This window comes from Vibrio sp. 10N (genome assembly GCF_036245475.1).
Lineage (GTDB): Bacteria > Pseudomonadota > Gammaproteobacteria > Enterobacterales > Vibrionaceae > Vibrio.
Genome location: NZ_BTPM01000002.1, coordinates 179,983 through 199,125, shown reverse-complemented (window position 1 = coordinate 199,125; position 19,143 = coordinate 179,983). Strand labels below are relative to the sequence as shown.

The 19,143-nt window shown below is 46.5% G+C and carries 16 protein-coding genes; 8 read left to right on the top strand and 8 right to left on the bottom strand.

Annotated elements, in window-relative coordinates; translation table 11 throughout:
- The first annotated feature begins 128 nt into the window (after positions 1–128).
- Complete coding sequence (locus AAA946_RS17185; RefSeq protein ID WP_338166016.1) at positions 129–443, top strand: hypothetical protein; 315 nt, start codon at positions 129–131, stop codon at positions 441–443.
- Between the two features lie 227 nt (positions 444–670).
- Here AAA946_RS17185 and malG read toward each other — a convergent pair whose 3' ends face one another.
- The 3 genes from malG to malE all read right to left on the bottom strand — a co-directional run bounded on the left by malG (position 671) and on the right by malE (position 4,407).
- On the bottom strand, positions 671–1,561 hold the full coding sequence (gene malG, locus AAA946_RS17180; RefSeq protein WP_042469972.1) for a maltose ABC transporter permease MalG: 891 nt from the start codon (positions 1,559–1,561) through the stop codon (positions 671–673).
- Positions 1,562–1,572: 11 nt separating this feature from the next.
- Entirely contained in the window at positions 1,573–3,144 is a 1,572-nt protein-coding gene (gene malF, locus AAA946_RS17175) for a maltose ABC transporter permease MalF (protein WP_338166015.1), read from the bottom strand.
- Between the two features lie 81 nt (positions 3,145–3,225).
- The gene (malE, locus tag AAA946_RS17170; RefSeq protein WP_338166014.1) at positions 3,226–4,407 is read right to left on the bottom strand and encodes a maltose/maltodextrin ABC transporter substrate-binding protein MalE; all 1,182 of its coding nucleotides are present in this window, start codon (positions 4,405–4,407) and stop codon (positions 3,226–3,228) included.
- A 768-nt stretch (positions 4,408–5,175) separates the two neighbouring features.
- Between malE and malK the strand changes: the two genes are divergently transcribed.
- Entirely contained in the window at positions 5,176–6,285 is a 1,110-nt protein-coding gene (gene malK, locus AAA946_RS17165; protein ID WP_338166013.1) for a maltose/maltodextrin ABC transporter ATP-binding protein MalK, read from the top strand.
- Between the two features lie 197 nt (positions 6,286–6,482).
- Here malK and AAA946_RS17160 read toward each other — a convergent pair whose 3' ends face one another.
- The 3 genes from AAA946_RS17160 to AAA946_RS17150 form a co-directional block, all read right to left on the bottom strand.
- A complete protein-coding gene (locus tag AAA946_RS17160; RefSeq protein WP_338166012.1) occupies positions 6,483–7,403 on the bottom strand; it encodes an IS5 family transposase in 921 nt (306 codons plus the stop codon).
- 280 nt (positions 7,404–7,683) lie between these two features.
- On the bottom strand, positions 7,684–8,364 hold the full coding sequence (locus tag AAA946_RS17155; RefSeq protein ID WP_338166011.1) for a LuxR C-terminal-related transcriptional regulator: 681 nt from the start codon (positions 8,362–8,364) through the stop codon (positions 7,684–7,686).
- A 598-nt stretch (positions 8,365–8,962) separates the two neighbouring features.
- Complete coding sequence (locus tag AAA946_RS17150) at positions 8,963–9,163, bottom strand: restriction endonuclease subunit S (RefSeq protein ID WP_112463026.1); 201 nt, start codon at positions 9,161–9,163, stop codon at positions 8,963–8,965.
- A 234-nt stretch (positions 9,164–9,397) separates the two neighbouring features.
- Between AAA946_RS17150 and AAA946_RS17145 the strand changes: the two genes are divergently transcribed.
- Genes AAA946_RS17145 through AAA946_RS17120 form a run of 6 tightly spaced genes read left to right on the top strand, consistent with a single transcriptional unit; the run spans position 9,398 to position 16,374 of the window.
- Positions 9,398–10,354 (top strand): AAA family ATPase, encoded by a 957-nt coding sequence (locus AAA946_RS17145; protein ID WP_338166010.1) that lies wholly within the window; start codon positions 9,398–9,400, stop codon positions 10,352–10,354.
- A 34-nt stretch (positions 10,355–10,388) separates the two neighbouring features.
- Complete coding sequence (locus AAA946_RS17140; RefSeq protein ID WP_338166009.1) at positions 10,389–11,393, top strand: DUF58 domain-containing protein; 1,005 nt, start codon at positions 10,389–10,391, stop codon at positions 11,391–11,393.
- 11 nt (positions 11,394–11,404) lie between these two features.
- Complete coding sequence (locus AAA946_RS17135) at positions 11,405–11,896, top strand: DUF4381 domain-containing protein (RefSeq protein ID WP_338166008.1); 492 nt, start codon at positions 11,405–11,407, stop codon at positions 11,894–11,896.
- Positions 11,893–12,861 (top strand): vWA domain-containing protein, encoded by a 969-nt coding sequence (locus tag AAA946_RS17130; RefSeq protein ID WP_338166007.1) that lies wholly within the window; start codon positions 11,893–11,895, stop codon positions 12,859–12,861. The genes AAA946_RS17135 and AAA946_RS17130 overlap by 4 nt, the downstream gene beginning before the upstream one ends.
- A complete protein-coding gene (locus AAA946_RS17125) occupies positions 12,854–14,758 on the top strand; it encodes a vWA domain-containing protein (protein ID WP_338166006.1) in 1,905 nt (634 codons plus the stop codon). The genes AAA946_RS17130 and AAA946_RS17125 overlap by 8 nt, the downstream gene beginning before the upstream one ends.
- 5 nt (positions 14,759–14,763) lie before the next feature.
- A complete protein-coding gene (locus AAA946_RS17120) occupies positions 14,764–16,374 on the top strand; it encodes a BatD family protein (RefSeq protein WP_338166005.1) in 1,611 nt (536 codons plus the stop codon).
- A 53-nt stretch (positions 16,375–16,427) separates the two neighbouring features.
- Here AAA946_RS17120 and AAA946_RS17115 read toward each other — a convergent pair whose 3' ends face one another.
- Positions 16,428–17,486, bottom strand: coding sequence for a porin (locus AAA946_RS17115; protein WP_338166004.1), 1,059 nt, complete (start codon positions 17,484–17,486; stop codon positions 16,428–16,430).
- A gap of 448 nt (positions 17,487–17,934) precedes the next feature.
- Entirely contained in the window at positions 17,935–18,978 is a 1,044-nt protein-coding gene (locus AAA946_RS17110; RefSeq protein ID WP_338166003.1) for a porin, read from the bottom strand.
- Positions 18,979–19,143: the final 165 nt, after the last annotated feature.

Genomic DNA, 19,143 nt, shown 5'->3' with positions numbered 1-19,143 from the left:
AGGTAACATCCTAACATTCAGGGAAATTTTCTTGCGAAGACAACACGGTCACTAACCCGCAACTGACAGCATTGTTTCCTAAGGAAACTACATTATCGGCACCGAAAACCTGAAAAGAGACTCTGATAATGTCCAAAGCAAAATTTATCGCAGTGGTTGTTGTACTCATTGGTTTAATGAGCGCTCCGTCATTCGCTCACCCTCACGGTCATCATAAGCATAAGCACAAGCACAAACATAAAAATCACCACCACAAAGAAGTGATCGTCGTTAAAAAGTACCACCCATCGCCCAAAAAGCGCCCCAAACATCGACATTACCATTATAAGAAGATGCCTAGGCACACGACCTACATCAAAATAGGCAGCTTCACCTATGCTCGAGTCGACGGCCATTATTACCAAAGAAAGGGAGATACCTACTTTAACGTCATCATTAAGTAGCCGCTTTGCTGGCGCACAGCAGTCATTAGAAAAGAGACCAAAAGAAGAAGCCCGAGCGAATGCTCGGGCGTCGGTTACAAGAACTGTTAGTCGTGATAGTAAGGAATCCTGATAACAGCCAGCTATACGTAACACCAGTGTTGCTTGTTCAACTTGTCGGCGGCCAAACCAAATAATGTTAAACAATACAAATAAAATGGGTGACCTTGCGGTCACCCTTATCGTTGTTATCCTTTTACACCGCCGGCGGTCAAGCCACCAACCAGCCAACGCTGTGCGAGTAGGAATACGACTGTGATAGGTAGTGCTGATAATACCGCCGCTGCCGCAAAGTCACCCCATAGGTAGTTCTGAGGGTACAAGTACTGCTGCATACCAACCGCTAATGTGTACGAGTTTACATCAGAAAGTAGTAGTGATGCTACCGGTACTTCACCAACAACCATGATGAACGACAGAATAAACACAACCGCTAGAATTGGCACTGACAGTGGCAGAAGAACGAGGCGGAATGCTTGCCATGGAGTCGCACCGTCAAGAGCAGCCGCTTCTTCTAGAGAGCCATCAATCGTTTCAAAGTAGCCTTTGATTGTCCATACGTGAAGTGCGATACCACCCAAGTAAGAGAAAATCAGACCGCCGTGCGTGTTCAAGCCTAGGAACGGAATGTACTGACCTAGTTTGTCGAACAATGCGTAAATCGCTACCAATGCGAGTACTGCCGGGAACATCTGGAAAATCATCATCGCTTTCAGGATGGTTGACTTGCCTTTAAAGCGCATACGAGCAAACGCATAAGCAGACGTTGTTGATAGACATACAATCAAGATTGATGAAATACCCGCAACTTTAATCGAGTTCCACAACCAAGTGAGCACTGGGAACGGAGGCGGTGTTACTGAACCGTCTGCGTTCGTTACTGAGAAGCCTAGGGCTAGTTTCCAGTGCTCTAGCGATGGATTCTCTGGGATTAGGCTACCCGTTGCGAAGTTACCTTCACGGAACGAGATAGCGATAATCATCAGTAGTGGGAAAATAATCAGCGATAGGAAAGCCCACATAGCGATGTGTGTTGCCCAAACGCGGTATTTTAATGACTTACCTTGTACCATTGCCATTTTAGGCCTCCTTAGTCTTGAGCTACTTTCGTGACGCGTAGGTTAAGTAGTGCTAGTGCACCTACTAGTAGGAAGATCAGTGTCGCGATTGCACTCGCTAGACCGAAGTCTTGACCACCAGAACCTTCAAACGCGATACGGTACGTGTAGTTAACCAATAGGTCAGTGTAACCCGCTGGCTCAGAAGTACCAATCATGTTCGGACCACCATTCGTTAGAAGGGCAATCAGTACGAAGTTGTTGAAGTTAAACGCGAAACTTGCAATCAGTAGCGGAGTTAGCGGCTTAATCATCAGTGGCATTGTGATCTTAGTGAAGTTCGAGATGAAGTTTGAGCCGTCGATAGCAGACGCTTCATACAGATCATCAGGAATCGCTTTGAGCATACCCATACATAGAATCATCATGTAAGGGAAACCTAGCCAAGTGTTCACAATAAGAATCATCACTTTCGCTAGCATTGGGTCTGAGAACCAGCTAGGGCTGATGCCAAATAGGCCTTCAAGAAGCATGTTCACTTCACCAAAGCTTTGGTTGAACAAACCCTTAAAGATAAGAATCGAGATAAATGCTGGTACCGCATACGGAAGAATCAGCAGCACGCGATAAATAGCACGGCCACGTAGCGCTTCCCACTGAACCACACTCGCGAGTACAAGACCAATCAGAACCGTTAACGCAACACTCACTGCTGAGAACACAATCGTCCAGATAAAGATGCTGATGAACGGCTCTTTGATACCATCATCTTTCCATACACGCTCGAAGTTGTGGGTACCAATGCCGACAATAAAGCCAGGTGATACTGTGTTACCAACAAACTCGCCGTTATCGTTAACTGGCTGGTAGAAACCCACTTCCATATTTGGACGCAGTAGCTCACCAGTTTTGTTGTTACGCAGATCGTCGGTACCTTCCACCACAGTGTAAAGAGGTTGTACAGAAGCAAACTTACGCAGACCACTCATACGGATGTCAGAGCCATCTGGCATATGAAGGTCAACGGTATTTAGCGCAGAGCGATTTTGAATGATTGCTTTGATTTTCTCTTTCTCACCAACCTGAACGTCTGCGGCAGAAAGGTCGTAGTCTGCAGAAGGGCTAGTGATGTCAAAATCAGGTGTTACAAGCAGCTGCTCACCATCTTTCACGTAGATGCGGTGACCTTTGTCTGTCTTATAAAGTTCGAAACCATAGCTCTCACCACTTTGGAAAGTGCGCTGCATCAATACGCTCTGTGTTCTATCCAGAGAAAGCTGGTTTTTCGCACTGTAGTTCGTGAAGGCCAAGCCAACGGTATACGCCAAAGGGAAAAGAATAAAAAGGATCATGCCCGCGATACCTGGGTAGATATAACGGTGCGCGTACGTTTTCTTACTGCCGAAAATATAGAGTGCCAGAGCGGTAAGGATCACAGTAAGCAATGCGAATGCAAGCTCACCGCGGGAATACATTAGAATAGTCGCATAACCATTGATAAGTCCCACTGAGCCAAGAAGTCCCCACTTAATGAACACTTTTTTACTGCTTGGAACTGTATTAGTTTCTGCTGACATGGCATCTGTACCTTGAACTGACTGCATAAAAGGACCTGCTAGCGATAATACAAAAAAATAGAAAAGAAGGAGGGGTTACCCCCTCCTTAAAAGGGTTGTTCTAGAAACTTACTTCGTCATTTGCTTTTCAGCGTCAGCAACTGCTGCTTCTACTGATTGACGACCGTCTACCACGTTGATGATTGTGTTCTTAGCAGAAGCCCAGAATGCACTCATTTGTGGAACGTTAGGCATGATTTCGCCGTTCATCGCGTTGTCCATTGTCGCAGCGATACGTGCATCAGAACCTAGCTCTTCTTGGAATGAAGTCAGTGCAACAGCGCCTAGTGGCTTGTCGTTGTTCACTTCACGTAGACCATCGTTTGTTAGTAGGTAGTTCTCTAGGAACTCAACCGCTAGGTCACGGTTAGGTGACGCAGTGCTGATACCCGCTGTTAGTACGCCAACGAAAGGCTTAGAAGCTTGGCCATTGAACTTAGGTAGAGTAGCCACACCGTAGTTAATGCCAGACTTCTCGATGTTCGCCCAAGACCACGGACCGTTGATAGTCATTGCAGTCTTACCTTGGTTGAACGCAGACTCAGATACTGAGTAGTCCATGTCTGCAGAGATAACGCCTTTGTCTACTAGACCTTTAACGAAAGTCAGTGCGTCTTTCACACCTTCTTTAGCGATACCTGCGTCTTTAACGTCGTAGCTACCACCGTTGTATTTGAATGCGTAACCGCCATCAGCAGCCATTAGTGGCCATGTGAAGTACGGTTCTTTTAGGTTCCACATGATTGCTGTCTTGCCATCTTTAGCAAGTTTCGCGTTCAATGCTTCTACTTCTTCCCAAGTCTTAGGTGGGTTTGGTACCAAGTCTTTGTTGTAGATTAGAGATAGTGACTCAACAGCAACTGGGTAACCGATGATTTTGCCATCGTATTTCACTGCATCCCATGCAAAGTCAACAATGCCTTCTTTAGTTTCTTTAGAAGGTTTGATTTCAGCCAGCAAACCTGCTTGAGCGTACTCACCGAAACGGTCGTGAGCCCAGAATACGATATCAGGACCGTCACCAGTCGCTGCAACTTGAGGGAAGCGCGCTTCTAGACCATCAGGGTGAGCAACTGTCACTTTAATGCCTGTGTCTTCTTCGAACTTTTTACCTACCTCTGCAAGACCGTTGTAACCTTTATCACCATTGATCCAAATAGTGAGTTGTCCTTCTTCGATAGCAGCATTTGCACCAAAAGAACCTAGAGCGACTAATGTACCTAGTGCTACAGTGCTTAGGGCTTTTTTCATGTTCATATCCTTTTTATAGTTTTGATCGTAGGTTCATCCAGAGGATTTCCCAAGTTTCGATGAGTATCATCTTAAAAATACAGCAAGCTATCATCATCCTACTCTCTACGCCCTCGCGACAAGCGTTGATTTCCGTGACCTCAATCGCCCCAGACTATAGATCAACATCACAAAACAATCTCCTGTTGTGACAGAATTCACTATTATCAGGAACAAATATTTGACCAAGATCTCACACACCGATTCTCCCCCCCCACCCTCCTCCTCCTTTTCTACTACCCCCACAATTATTTTTATCAGGAGGATGTACGGAGACAGTGAATAGAGGAAACTGCAGTCATCCAAGAGTGGATGGTAAGAACCCTTTACCAGTAAGAGCAAATGCTCTGTCAGTTTCTTTACGGAATGAACTTCTACAGGGAACGTATACTGGGTTTTCATCGCCGGGCTCGCGAAGTAGTCATAAATTGAAGCACTAGTGGTAATGTATTCTACGGGGGAGGTTTTCAGTTTATGTCGGGGGATACTTGCGGAGTCTTGGCTTTGAGGGTGGCGCCAAATCGTACAGCGCCACCCTTTTTTCTTTCCATCTGGGACTATTTGCACATACTAAGGAACGCCAAAACCTAGAATCAATAAGCAGCAGTTTCCCAGAGCTCCAAACCCTGTTGTTGGAGTCACACACTGACCAATTTCCCACTATTATTACCTGTCGAATTATCTCTATAATGACCGACGGAAAGAAAAAATGAATCGAGGACGAGCTACATGGCGAGTGTCACGTTAAAAAATGTTAGTAAAGCGTACGGCGACGTACTGATCTCCAAGAATGTCGATCTGCAAATCAATGAAGGCGAGTTCGTCGTCTTTGTTGGTCCATCAGGTTGTGGTAAATCAACTCTACTACGTTGTATCGCAGGTTTAGAAGACATCACGTCCGGTGATTTATATATTGGTGAAGAGCGCATGAATGATGTTGAACCATCAAAGCGCGGCGTAGGCATGGTATTCCAGTCTTACGCACTCTACCCTCACCTTAACCTTTATGACAACATGTCATTTGGTCTTAAGCTTGCTAAAGCAGACAAAAAAGAGATCGACCGCCGCGTTGAGCACGCAGCAGAAATTCTACAGCTTGGTCACCTACTTGAGCGCCAGCCTAAAGCGCTATCAGGTGGTCAGCGTCAGCGTGTAGCTATCGGCCGTACTTTGGTTTCACAGCCAAACGTATTCCTACTAGATGAACCGCTATCTAACCTTGATGCAGCGCTTCGTGTAAACATGCGTTCGCAAATCACTAAACTTCAGCGCCAACTGGGCTGCACCATGATCTACGTAACGCACGATCAGGTTGAAGCAATGACCATGGCTGACAAGATTGTTGTACTAGACGCAGGCTATGTTGCACAGGTTGGTAAGCCTCTTGAGCTATACCACTACCCAGATAACCGCTTCGTTGCAGGCTTCATTGGTTCACCTAAGATGAACTTCATGAGCGTGTTCATTGAAGAAGCAGAAGCGGAGCGCGTTAAAGTTCAGCTTGCTGATGGTGATTCATTCTGGATCCCAGTTGACGGCACGACAGTGAACAAAGGCGATCGCATGTCAATGGGTGTACGCCCAGAGCACTTGGTATCGGCTGAAGAAGGCGATGCGAAGGTCGGTGGCGAGGTGATGATCGTTGAGAAACTAGGTAACGAAACTCAAGTTTACCTAAACCTAGAAGATGCGGATGCTGACGTTATCTACCGCCAGCCAGACACGCTTCCTGTTGAAGTTGGTGATAAGTTTGAGATTGGTATTCCAGCGCACCGCTGTCACCTATTCCACAGCGATGGCAAAGCATGCCGCCGCCTATATAAAGAAGCAGGCGTATAAGCCTCTCTAACACTTTTAAGCACCTTTGCTTGCTGAAAATCCTTCCTCTCTTAACGGAGAGGGAGGATTTTTCTTATCTGCTATACGACAGTGCTCGTCTATAATGAATCGCGCTTTTCCTTCCTTATCTTCAAGCTCGATAGGGCTTTGTTGCGTAATTCAGACGAGAAACGAAGCTGCCCAAAGTTGAGCGACTTTTAGACAATATACTGAGTTTCAGGCATACCAAGTCCTGTAAGCTTGTTCAGCGCTTTAATCATTGCGTAAGTCTCGCCAACTTGAACGTTGTAATTTCGGAGGCTAAGTTTCCCACCCAACAACTGTTTCACTCGATGCATTGCTGTCTCTGATAGCGAGCGCTTATGATAACCATACCGCTTTTTCCACTTCTTGTTGGAGCCGTACAGCTTCTGGCAACCTACTGCCAGATTGCGAGGATGTCCTTGTTCCCAGAAGGCTGCTCCTTCCCTTGGCGGGATGAGTGGAACCGCTCGCTTTATACGTATTGCATCATGGCAATGTCTTGTGTCATAAGCACCATCACCTGATATCTCAATGATTTTACGACGTGTCTGCTTGAGTAGGTTGGGAAGCACTTCGGCATCGGTAACGTTAGATAAACTCAGCTCTGCTGCAACTATTTCGTGAGTGCTAGTATCTACTGCTAAATGTAGCTTACGCCAGACTCTGCGCTTCCCTTCAGTACCATGCTTTTTGACCTTCCATTCACCTTCGCCATAAACTTTAAGACCAGTAGCGTCGATGGCCAGATGCTGTATCACACCTCTGGTTTTGGTTTTAAATGAAACCTCAACGTCTTTAGCTCGACGGCTTATACAAGTGTAATGTGGACAATCAAGCGGTATCTTAGCCAGCTTAAATACGGAGTCTAGAAAACCTTGCAACGCTCTCAATGGCATAGAGAAAACGCGTTTTACCATTAGTGCTGTCGTAATGGCTAAGTCGCTGAATCGACGAGGCCTACCTCGCTTATTCTGTTTACTTTGCTTCCACTCTCTTATGGTCTCTTCATCAATCCAGAATGTAAGTGAGCCGCGGTTGACTAGGGCTTTGTTGTGCTGTTTCCAGTTAGTTGTTTTATAACGAGGTTTCGGCATAAGGCTACGAAGATTAGCTGACTTAGCCGATCAGATCGTAACTTCCTGATTTAGTTCCATCGAATTACGCAACAAAGCCCCTTGGTAACCCTATTTTCAACTTTACAATAAGTCGACAAAATACTTTTCCCAAGCTCTCAAACCTCAATAGACCTTTAGAGCGCTCATATGAGCCCGAACTCCTAGGGCCAAGGACCTAACACCAAGAACCAAAAAACCAATACAAAAAAGCGCCATTTCAAAAAAATGACGCCCTAACTCTACCTACAAAAAAAATACGCTACTGCACAAACTCACTCGATGCCACATTGTTTTTAACCCACAACAGGGCTTGCAGTCGGTTCTTTACCTTAATTTTCTTGAAAGCATTATGTAAATGCGCTTTCACGGTGTTTTCACTCACAAACAGCGCCTCAGCTATCTCCACGTTTGATGCACCATCACCGAGTAATTTAATAATCTGCTGTTCACGCTTCGTAAGACGAGTGTAGTAAGGGCTGGTTTTCGCACACTGACGACGACGATAGAAATGAACATACTCGTAAACAAGCTTACGGCTCATCCAAAGCTCACCCGCTAGGATTCGGCCAAAACCAGACACTAAAGTTTCAATAGTGTCTGTATCATAAAATACACCTACTAAATTTTGCCACTTCAACATTTCAGCGTGAGCTAGGTTTGTTGGTGCATTAAGCAATATCTCTTGCGTATAGTTTTCCACTCCTTCGATGACCTCAAGATACTTAGACGCATTGCTACTTCCTATCGTGGCATAGTCAATAATAATGTAGTCAGTATCGCTACCTAGCGTCTCATCACGATTTCTGTAAAGTGTTTCTGGTGACACTAAGCGAATTTCAAGCGCTACTTTTTGCTCAATTGAGTCCTTGAGTAAGTTAGATTGCAGGCTATTACCCGCAAGCAAGATAGCATGGTGGGTGATGTCCTTATCGTCAGGCATGTCTAACTCCTTGTATGAAACTCATCTACGCACCTTGACTGAAAGTATAACAGAGGATTTAAAACACGTGACTTCCACAAACCACAAGAAACGCAATATAACGCCATCCATTCCAATAGTTAGAGAGTATTCTCACTAATGAGAATGCTTTAAGATTACACATTTCCATCAACGTGCAATCTTTGAATACTCCAGCAATCATTGTGATTTTTGTCTTAGTGGCTAAGGGGTTAGCCGTCAGCGCTTACTATCCCGTATGAGTAGATATGCGATTAGTTTTTTAAACCATCGTTCATGCTTTACTCACAAAATACCTAAACTAGTTTGCGATATCTCAATTTATGTAGATAACCACTTGGATTATGAGCAATCCTCTCAGTTACTAATAATGATTTATTAAACACTTCAAATTGTATTTATCAGATTCATATAACGCACGAATCACATTCGTAGTCTACGTTGGCGGTGTAGACATTGGATAGTTAAAATTAACCCAGTAATAGTTAAAATAAACTTAAAAGAAAAGGAAGCTGTGACAGGCTATAAAAACCTCGTGACAACTCACTATCACGAGGGGTATTTAAGTAGGGAGTAAAGCCTAGTGAATAGGTGTCTGGTTATCTTTATTAAACTTACCAAAGTACTGCTCAAGTACTTCTGGCGTCAGCTTGCCTTCTGCCTCTAGTCGTTTTAGCTCTGCGGCAATTTCGCGCTGCTCTTCAATGGATGGCAATGCTACCTCTGGCTCAGACTCTACTTGAGAAGCCATTTGCTCTAGCTCTTTCTCAAAATCGCTCATAATGATTAACCTCATCAATACTTGTAAACTGTGGCGATTGTACTCGTTTTAACGAGTCGGTACCAACATTGCGTGGAACGCACTACGCAACTGTTTGCTTTCTCATCGTTTTGCTATTGAAGTTTTGATTAAACTACCCAAAGTTATATATTTACAAAACAATGACCTAGAGTTCGGAACTTTTCGCTCTTCAACTTCTCTATGTTCTTATACTCGTAATAAGGAATTTTCATCATGCCAGCACAGTCTTTCCAACAACTACAACGTTACTTGCAATCCCAAGTTATTGGTCAAGACAACCTAGTCACTCAATTGCTTATCGCCCTACTCGCCGATGGCCATATTTTGGTGGAAGGCCCTCCAGGGCTTGCGAAGACACGTGCTGTAAAATCATTGGCAGATTGTCTTGAGGGAAGCTTTCATCGCGTCCAGTTTACACCGGATCTGTTGCCTTCCGATCTCACTGGTACCGATATCTACCGTCCGGAAACCGGCGAGTTTCAATTTAAGCCTGGCCCTATCTTCCATTCACTGATCCTCGCCGATGAGGTCAACCGGGCGCCAGCTAAAGTACAAGCAGCAATGCTAGAAGCCATGGCAGAGAAGCAAATCAGTGTCGGGCAAACCACCTACACGCTTCCGGAGCTATTTTTGGTGATGGCAACACAAAATCCAATCGAGCAAGAAGGCACCTACCCGCTTCCAGAAGCGCAACTCGATCGCTTTTTACTCCACCTAGAGGTGGCCTATCCAAGCGAAGAGAGCGAACTTGCCATCTTAAGGCTGAATCGAGGTGAGGCTCAGGGGGAAGTGCATCAGTTTGAAGGCAAGATCAGTCAAGAGACCATCTTTAAAGCTCGTCAGGAAGTATTATCTATACACATGGCCGACACCATTGAGCGTTATATTGTGCGTCTGGTGATGGCAACACGTCAGCCAGAGGCATACAGCTCCAAGCTGACCAACTGGATTGAAATGGGCGTGAGTCCACGAGCCACGATTGCGCTGGACCGAGCCGCTCGTGCTCACGCTTGGCTTGCTGGCCGCGATTTTGTGAGCCCAGAAGATGTTCATCAAGTAATTTATCCCGTTCTGCGTCACCGCTTGCTGCTCACCTACCAAGCACAGGCAGAAGGAGTGAACGGAAATCGCGTGATTGAAGAGCTGCTCAATACGGTAGCGTCCGCATAATGGTTAAACTGCTCAATGATAATGGGAACGCATTATGTTAAGCCGCATTACATCTGCACTGACGCGTGCACTTTCAACCGAGCGTTCTCCCAGTGATTCGTTGCAACAGCTTACTGCCACTGGCAAGTTGCCTCAGTCGACAAATGGCGTCACAGTGTCGGTGGAGGAGCTGTGTTTTTATCAAACTCATAGTCAACGGTGGCAGCCTCCTGCTAAAAGTATTTGGTCACAGCTCAATGGTGCCCATGCCAGTCCTCGCAAAGGACGCGGCATGACGTTTTCTGAGGTTAGACAATATCAAGCTGGAGATGACGTTCGTCAAATCGATTGGCGCGTCACGGCCCGTACTGGCAAAGTGCACACCAAATTGTTCACCGAAGAGCGCGAACGCCCAGTGGTATTGTTTATCGACCTTACTTCAAGCATGCTCACTGGCACTAAGCTGCTACTCAAGTCTGTCCAGCAGTGTCACTTGGCAGCACTGCTGGCATTTGTTGCTTTAAACAGCAAAGACCGCGTAGGTGCGGTGATCCGTGTCGGTACCGAGCTGATAGAGATCAAGCCATCTAGCGCTCGCACATCAGTCATGCGCCTACTTAGCCAGTTGTGTGAACAGCACAACCGCTTTTTGGCACAGCCTCACCCATCGCAGACAACTCCGCTCGCAGACCCATTCAACGCGCTTGCGAATCTGTGTAAAAAAGGCAGTGAGGTGATCGTCATCAGTGATTTTTCACAGTTTAACACTGCGCAGTTACAAGCGATGGCTCGATTAACGCAACACAACCGAGTGCGTGCGGTACAAATCTTTGACCCCATTGAAACCGGGCGAACAAACGCACGTGGTTCTCAAAAAGTAATAGGAAAAAACAAAGAGCTGTCACTCGATTTCTCGAGTGCTGGTGTCAAACGTCATATTGCTGACGCCTTTGAGGCGCAAAATCAGCAACTGGCTACCCATTTGTCTCAAAGCGGTATTGCTTTATCGCTCATCTCTAGTGGTACGCCACTACTCTCTCAACTCATTCGATTCAATTAGTACAATCCATTATGAATGCATCAACGCAAACTCATCCGCTTCCTTTAAAGCCCTTACATCTGCCTGAAGAACCAGGATTGTGGCCACTTCCTTGGGGCTATTGGGCGATACTCGTGACTGTCCTCATCACGATTTTGCTTTTAGTATGGGGAGCTCGTTACTATAAAAAGAGAGCGCGAGCTAAAATTGCTGCCATTAAACTTCTCGAAGCTAACCTTCAATCCAGCCCTTCATCTGCGCTAGAAATCGTAAGACAAGCAGCACTTAGCTATTTCCCTCGTCAAGACATCGCTAAGCTCACTGGCGAGTCTTGGTTAGTATTTCTTGACTCGCAGCTTGAGAGCCCACGTTTCGTCGCTAATCATCAGCAGTGGCAGCAAGTTCTCTACTCCAGCGGCGTAAACCATAATCAGACCGATCAAGCCCTAGTCAGTGATTGTCTTCACTGGGTACAGCATGCCCTGCCGCCAAAACGTAAATTTAGAAATTGGAAAGAGTCATGACCGGATTAGCCTTTGAATGGTGGTGGATGTTTCTTACCGTACCACTGCCTATAATTGTCTATCGTCTCTGCTCTGCTCCATCAAAAAGTGTGCAAGTGACCTTGCCGCATATGGACGGCATCAGCTCCCGTGCAAATCAACGTGAGCTACTATCCAAAGTGCTTGCGGTTGTCGGTTGGCTCGCATTAGTGACTGCGAGTGCAAGACCCGTGTGGTTTGATGAACCCATCACGGTCTACCCTAAGCACCGCGATATGATGTTAGTCATCGATTTATCCTATTCAATGTCACGAGAAGACATGCTGCATGATGGTGATTACGAAGATCGCCTTTCAACAGTAAAGCGTGTGGTATCTGATTTCGTTGAGCGTCGTGAAGGGGACCGTTTAGGGCTGGTCTATTTTGCTGACCATGCTTACCTGCAGACCCCTCTCACTTTCGACCGAAAAGCGATACAGACCCAGCTGAATCAAACCGTGCTCAAATTGATTGGTACCCAAACCGCGATTGGGGACGGGATTGGACTGGCAACAAAAACGTTCATTGACGGTGATGCACCACAAAGAGTGATGATCCTACTCAGCGATGGCAGCAATAACGCTGGCGTACTCGATCCCATACAAGCAGCAGAAATTGCAAAACGCAGCAACACAACCATCTACACCGTGGGTATTGGTGCAGGCGAAATGCAAGTGCGTGAGTTTTTCATGACACGAACCGTCAATACAGCCGAAGACTTGGATGAAAAGACGCTGATAGATATCGCAAAACTCACCGGAGGCCAGTACTTCCGCGCACGTGATGCCAAAGAGCTTAGCACCATTTACGATACGATTAATGCGTTGCAACCGATTCAAAAAGCGACACAGTCTTGGCGACCTCGCACTGAATGGTTTCCACTGCCCGCTACTATTGGACTGATTTGTATCGTGCTTATCGCCCTAATCAGGAGGAATGATGTCTAACTTTCAATTTCTCTATCCACAGATGCTTTGGCTTATTTTACCCACTTTTGGTGCGCTCATTTGGGTTTTCTCCAGTAAGCGCTCATCGGGGATCGTTGCAGAGCATCTTGCCAAAGTGCTAGGACAAAGTAGCCACAATCGTAGCAATGCCTATTGGCTATCACCCTGGCTACTCGCCGTTATCATCGCACTCGCCGGACCGAGTTTTGGTCACGCTGAAAAGCCGGGCGCACAGTCTGCTACTGCGCGAGTATTGGTGTTAGATATGTCCCAATCCGTCTATGCCAACGACATTAAACCGAACCGACTGGCCCAAATTCGCTACAAAGCTCTCGATATCCTACCGTTGTTTAAACAAGGACAAACCGGCCTCGTTGCTTACGCAGGAGATGCCTACACGCTTAGCCCCCTCACTAGCGATGCAGCAACACTTGCGAACGCCATTCAGTACCTCTCCCCTGAAATCATGCCATTTCAAGGCGCGCGCGCTGATCTTGCCGTCAAACAAGCCATCGAGCTAATGACCCAAGCCGGAAGTAACCAGGGCGAAGTGTTGCTATTTGCTGACAGTATCAGTGCTGCAGAGGCCAAACAGATCGAAAGTCAGCTTTCAGGAACTGGCTTTAACTTATCTATCCTTGCCTTTGGTAGCCAGAGCGGCGCCCCTATCCCGCGTGCCGATGGCTCGCTACTTACCGATAGTCAAGGCAATACAGTAATTGCAAAAACGCCTTACTCTCAAATGCGCCAGCTTGCAAAAAACACTGGCGGCCAATTCGCTCGTTATCAAAGCGATAATTCCGATATAGAACAATTGATAACAGAGTCACGCTACAGCGCTATCACAGAGAACCAAGGCCAATCACTTGATATAGCGCTTAATCATGGGTATTGGTTGATGCCAGTGGCTCTCTTATTGGTTTTACCGCTATTTCGAAAAGGCTTCATCTTTTCATTGCTCGGAGCCGTGATACTGACCGCGGGTTACACACCTACGTCGCAAGCCGCTCTATTAGAGAGCGCATTTAAAAATAGCGATCAACGTGGTGCTGAAGCCTTCACTAACGGTAACTATTCACAAGCTGCAGACCTCTTTGACGACAAGCGCTGGAAAGCCGCGGCGTATTATGAAGCGGAGGATTACCGCTCTGCCATCGCGTCATTAGAAGGCCTCAACGAGCTGAATGATATCTACAACAGAGGGAATGCCCTAGCCCAATTAGGTGAGATAGAGGATGCGATGACCGCCTTTCAAGATGTGTTAGCGATCGAGCCCACGCACGAAAACGCACAATATAACCTTGCGCTTTTACAGCAACAGCAACAGCAACAGCAACAGCAACAGCAACAGCAACAGCAACAGCAACAGCAACAGCAACAAAAGCCTGAAGGTGATGCAAAGGATGAGCAAGGTCAATCCCAGAAAAGTACTGATGGCAGCGACAAGGCCTCATCAGATAGCCAGTCACAACAAAGCCAAGCCAATAGTGACTCTAGCGACCAGCAATCACCAAGTAACGATGCAAGTAGTAACGATGCAGTAAACAAGGATGCAAAAAGCCGCGATGTAAACAGTAGCAATGACAAAAATACTGGTGCAGACGGAGAGGCAAGTTCCGAGTTTGACAGACAGGAAGCGAATACAGCCAAATCTGAAAACGAAGAACAGCAATCAAGTCAGGGCGATGTAACGGATGCTGTGCCCCAGCAACAGAATGAAGCTGAGCCGCTCGGTAAAAAAGCCGCAGCCCCTAGTCAGCAGCAAGAAGCCAATCCAGATCTGCGTCAATTAGAACAAGTAGAAAGTGTCCGTGACCCAAGTCTGCTACTCAAAGCTCAAATGCTGCTTCAAGCAAAAGACAAACCGACGCCGTCAACGACGGATAACAACTGGTAGCAACAATGAAACCGAAACATCTATGTATCAATGCTGCAATTGCAGTGCTGTCAATTACCACAAGCTTTACCGCTATGGCATTGAATGTCACCGCAAGCGTGACCAAAACCAACGTCAGCAAAGATGAGGTCATCCAGCTTAAAGTCGTCGCCGATGAGAAGCTCGATGGCAGTAAAGTGACTTTCGATGCACTGGGCGATGATTTTTTTATGGGAAGACCAAGCTTTAGTTCGTCGGTCAATATTCTCAATGGGACGAGACGCGATAGCAGTGTATGGACGATTGCTATTGCACCTCAACGTCTCGGCAGACTCACGATTCCAAGCTTTGATGTTGATGGCGTAACGACAGCGCCAATTACGCTCACGGTCACTATGGACGACCAAACTCCAACTGCAGACGAACTAATAGAAGTTCGTACCCAGTTAGGTAAAGCGGAGCTGTATCCAAAAGAGAGCACCACACTGGATGCGCGCATTATCGTCAAAGTCGATCCTAGAATGCTGCAGAACCCATCCTTAAGCGACCCAATCGCCTCTGGCGTTGATATCTCACCAATCGGCGAACCAAAACAGTACCAAGCCGTTCTCGACGGCGTCGAAGTGTTGATTGTCGATCAGAGTTATCGAGTCACCGCCAAACGAAGTGGCGACTTCTCAATTGTTGCCCCTACTCTGCGCGGCGGCGTGTTGTACAGCAACCAGCGCTCGGGAAGCACAAAGATACTCAGCCTCGATGCTAAAGCACCAGAAGTTGCCTTGTCCGTATTGCCTATCCCGGAAAACTATAACGGTATCTGGTTACCCACCCCCTCTCTTACCGCTTCACAAACCTGGACGCTGGATAATGGCGAACTCGTCAACTCCGATTCATTGTCGCTGCAAACGGGTGATGCGCTAACACGAACCCTCTCTGTCACCGCCCAAGGTGTCTCTGCAGAGCAAATGCCGGAGCTTACTATCCGCAATCCGAATGCGTTTAGGGTCTACCCAGAGAAGCCGAGTTTCACAGATAATGGCAACGGGTCGATTACCATGACACTGAAACAAGTGTTAATTGCCAAGTCTCCACAAACCGTCACACTGCCCTCGGTAGAGATCCAATGGTGGAACACCCTAGACAAGCGAGCGGCTACCACAACGCTTAATGGCCTTGAAATTGAGATCAAACCCGGGGAACAAAGTGCAGCCATACCGCCATCCACGTTATCTAGCACTGGTGAGCCCGTCGTGATCAATGATGCGGGAATGTGGCCTTGGTTAACAGCCCTGTTTGCGGCTCTTTGGCTGGCGTTTGTTGGTCTTTGGGTCCGTGAAAAGCGCAAAAGCGCAAAACGTGAAGCTCCCGCCAGAGAAACCGTGTCATCTCAGAAAATGGCGCTGATAGCGGCGGTTAAAACGGGCGATGCCATTGCCGCTCACACTCTATTTGAGCAGTGGAGCAAACAGGAACGCTTTTCTCCAGAGTCAGTTTCTGTAGTTAAAAAAGAACTCACTGCGATGAGTGAAAGTGCTTTAGGGCTACATTCTACGGAATGGGACAATCGCTCACTACTTAAACAAATAGAATCGATGAAAGTAGAGACCAAACTTGATGAGTCATTAGCTAAACTCTAGGCAATAAAAAAGGCGCTAAATATCAGCGCCTTTTATCTAATCAAACTAAGTGATTATAGGTAGAAACGAGTACCAATGATGAATTGGTGATCTTTCTGCTTCTGGTATTTACCTTCACCTTGGTTATCGTAGTTGTAACCAGTGTATGCACGTAGGCGTGGTGAGATAGTGTATTCAGCTTGTACAGAAGTACCAGACTTAACACGTAGACCTAGCTCATCGTCTTTTAGCTCTTCGTGCTTAACGATTAGGTTTAGACCGAAATCAAGACCGTAAGCTAGAACAGAGTCGAACGCTTTAGTGTCTTTTAGTAGACGGTTGTCGTACGAGTTCATGTACTCGTTCGCTGCGTAAGTTGCTGCTACGTATAGACCAGAACCAAAGTTACCGTATTTACCAGAAACTAGGTGAGATTCTGCAGTACGTGCAACGCCACGCTCTGTTAGGTTACCAGAGTTAAACGCGTAGTTAGCGTTGAAACCGTTGATTGCATAACCAGCTGCGATTTGAGCACGGTTTTGAGACTCAAGAACTACGTCAGTTTGAGCGATGCCAAGGTCATTTTTGGTAGTCTCTGTTGTTTGGTTAGCACCCTGCCAACCCGCACCTACAGTTAGAGCACCAGCAGTGTCAAAGTCGATAGTGTTTGAGTAAGCAACCATCTTCTCAGCACGTGCCGTACCGAAGAAACCGTGGTTGTCGTATAGGAAGTCGTTTGACCAACCGATTGGCGTATCAACAACACCTGCTGCCATGTAGTATGGAGACCACTGTGTACCAGCCGCTAGACGACCGTAAGTCTCGTGACCAAGACCGATGTAGCCTAGACGAGTCTTGAACGTGTTCTCAGCACCTTCAAGCATGTTCATTTGCCATTCAGCTTTGAAATCAGCCTTGAAGCCGTTACCTAGGTCTTGGATTACTTCAACGTTTAGACGAGGAGACTTCTCTTCAACGCGAGCGTCTTGACCTTTGTGTGCACCAGTAAGACCAACAGTCACGTGACCGCCGATGTTCATTACCGTGCCTTCGTTGTTGTAAACTTCTAGAGCGTTAGCTTGAGTACCGATTGCTGCTGCTGTAACAGCAAGAGCTAGTAGAGTTTTGTTCATAATAACTTCCATATGACAGTTTCTTACTTAAGCGCTTTTCTCTATCCATAAGAGCGAAAAGCAAAACTCAAGTAATAGGGTGTTAAACGCGCTGCAATGAATGCCTGCAAATAACAGATCACTCAGTACAAGTGCATGAAAAACATGAATTTGCGATATGGAGCTACTTTAAACGGGAAGTTCCCCGTTGTGACGTGAAATGAAATGAAGAGTTAAAAACACCAAACAACTAAAATTAAAACATATAATTTTCAACAGGTTAACTGAGTTTAAATTGAGAATAACTGAGCAAAGATCACATCTTGTAAGATATTTTTACCTTTTGTGCATTTTTTCTACAAATGCAACGCCAGGCTGGCATTTGCCACACCTATACTTGTGGGTTTCAAGCATAAAAAAACCCGCTCACTAGAGCGGGTTTCTGCAATCAAAAGACTAACTGTTTCTATTATAGGAAGAAACGTACGCCAGCTGCGTATTGGTTGTCTTTGTCTGTTTTGTATTCGCCAGAACCTTGTAGGTCAAACTGGTATGCTACGAAAGCACGTACGCGTGGGTGAATGTCGTACTCAGCTTGGATAGCAGAAGTTGCGTATACTGTGTCGCTCTTCTTCTCGTCGTTAACTGCTTCGTAGTTAACGCTTAGGTTTAGGCTGTTAGTTAGGCCGTAAGCAACGATAGCTTCGTAAGCGCGAGTCTCTTCTAGAGGCAGAGCGCCACCAGAGATTGAAGCACCGTTCATGTATTCGTTCATTGCTACAACACCAGCAACGAATAGGCCGTTACCGTATTGACCGTACTTAGCAGAAACAACGTGAGATTGCGCTTTCTCAGTTTGCGAGTGGATGCGAACATCACCGCCAGTGTAAGCGTAGTTTACGTTGAAGTTAGCAATGTCGTAACCTAGAGCGATTTGACCACGGTCATCTGTGATGCCGAACTTGTTGTCTTTTTCGTCAACAAGATCAGCAGAACCTTGCCAACCTAGACCAACGTTTAGCGCACCAGCGTCACCAAACTCAAAGCCTTTAGTGTAAGCAACTAGACCGTCTGCACGACCAGTACCTAGAGCACCGTGGTTGTCGTATAGGAAGTCGTTCGCGAACGCGATTGGTTGGTCAGCGATGCCTGCTGCAGAGTAGTATGGAGACCACTGTGTACCAGCTGCAAGGCGACCGTAATCAGCGTGAGAAACACCGATGTAACCAAGACGAGTAGTGAAAGAGTTGTCGCCGCCGTTAAGCATGTTAAGCGCCCACTCACCTTTAACGTCAGCCGTGAAGCCGTTGCCTAGGTCTTGAGTTGCTTCCATGTTGATACGTGGAGATTTTTCGTCAACTGCGAAGTGAGACTCGTCACCGCCAGCAACGCCAACAGTAGCGTGACCGCCGATAGAGAAAGTAGAACCATCGTTGTTGTATAGCTCAACTGCTTGTGCAGTAGTACCGAATGCAGCAGCTGCCACTGCTAGTGCGATAATATTTTTGTTCATTGGGATTTCCATATTTCAAGTTTTTGTATCATCTCGTTGGATGACATCACGTTCATTAAGTGGTTACGCACACAGACATAACACCTATGCATGCAACCCACCTTGATGTAACGCTGGATTAACATGACGAGAGCCACTCTAACCTCAAAGTTCCCAAAGCCTTCA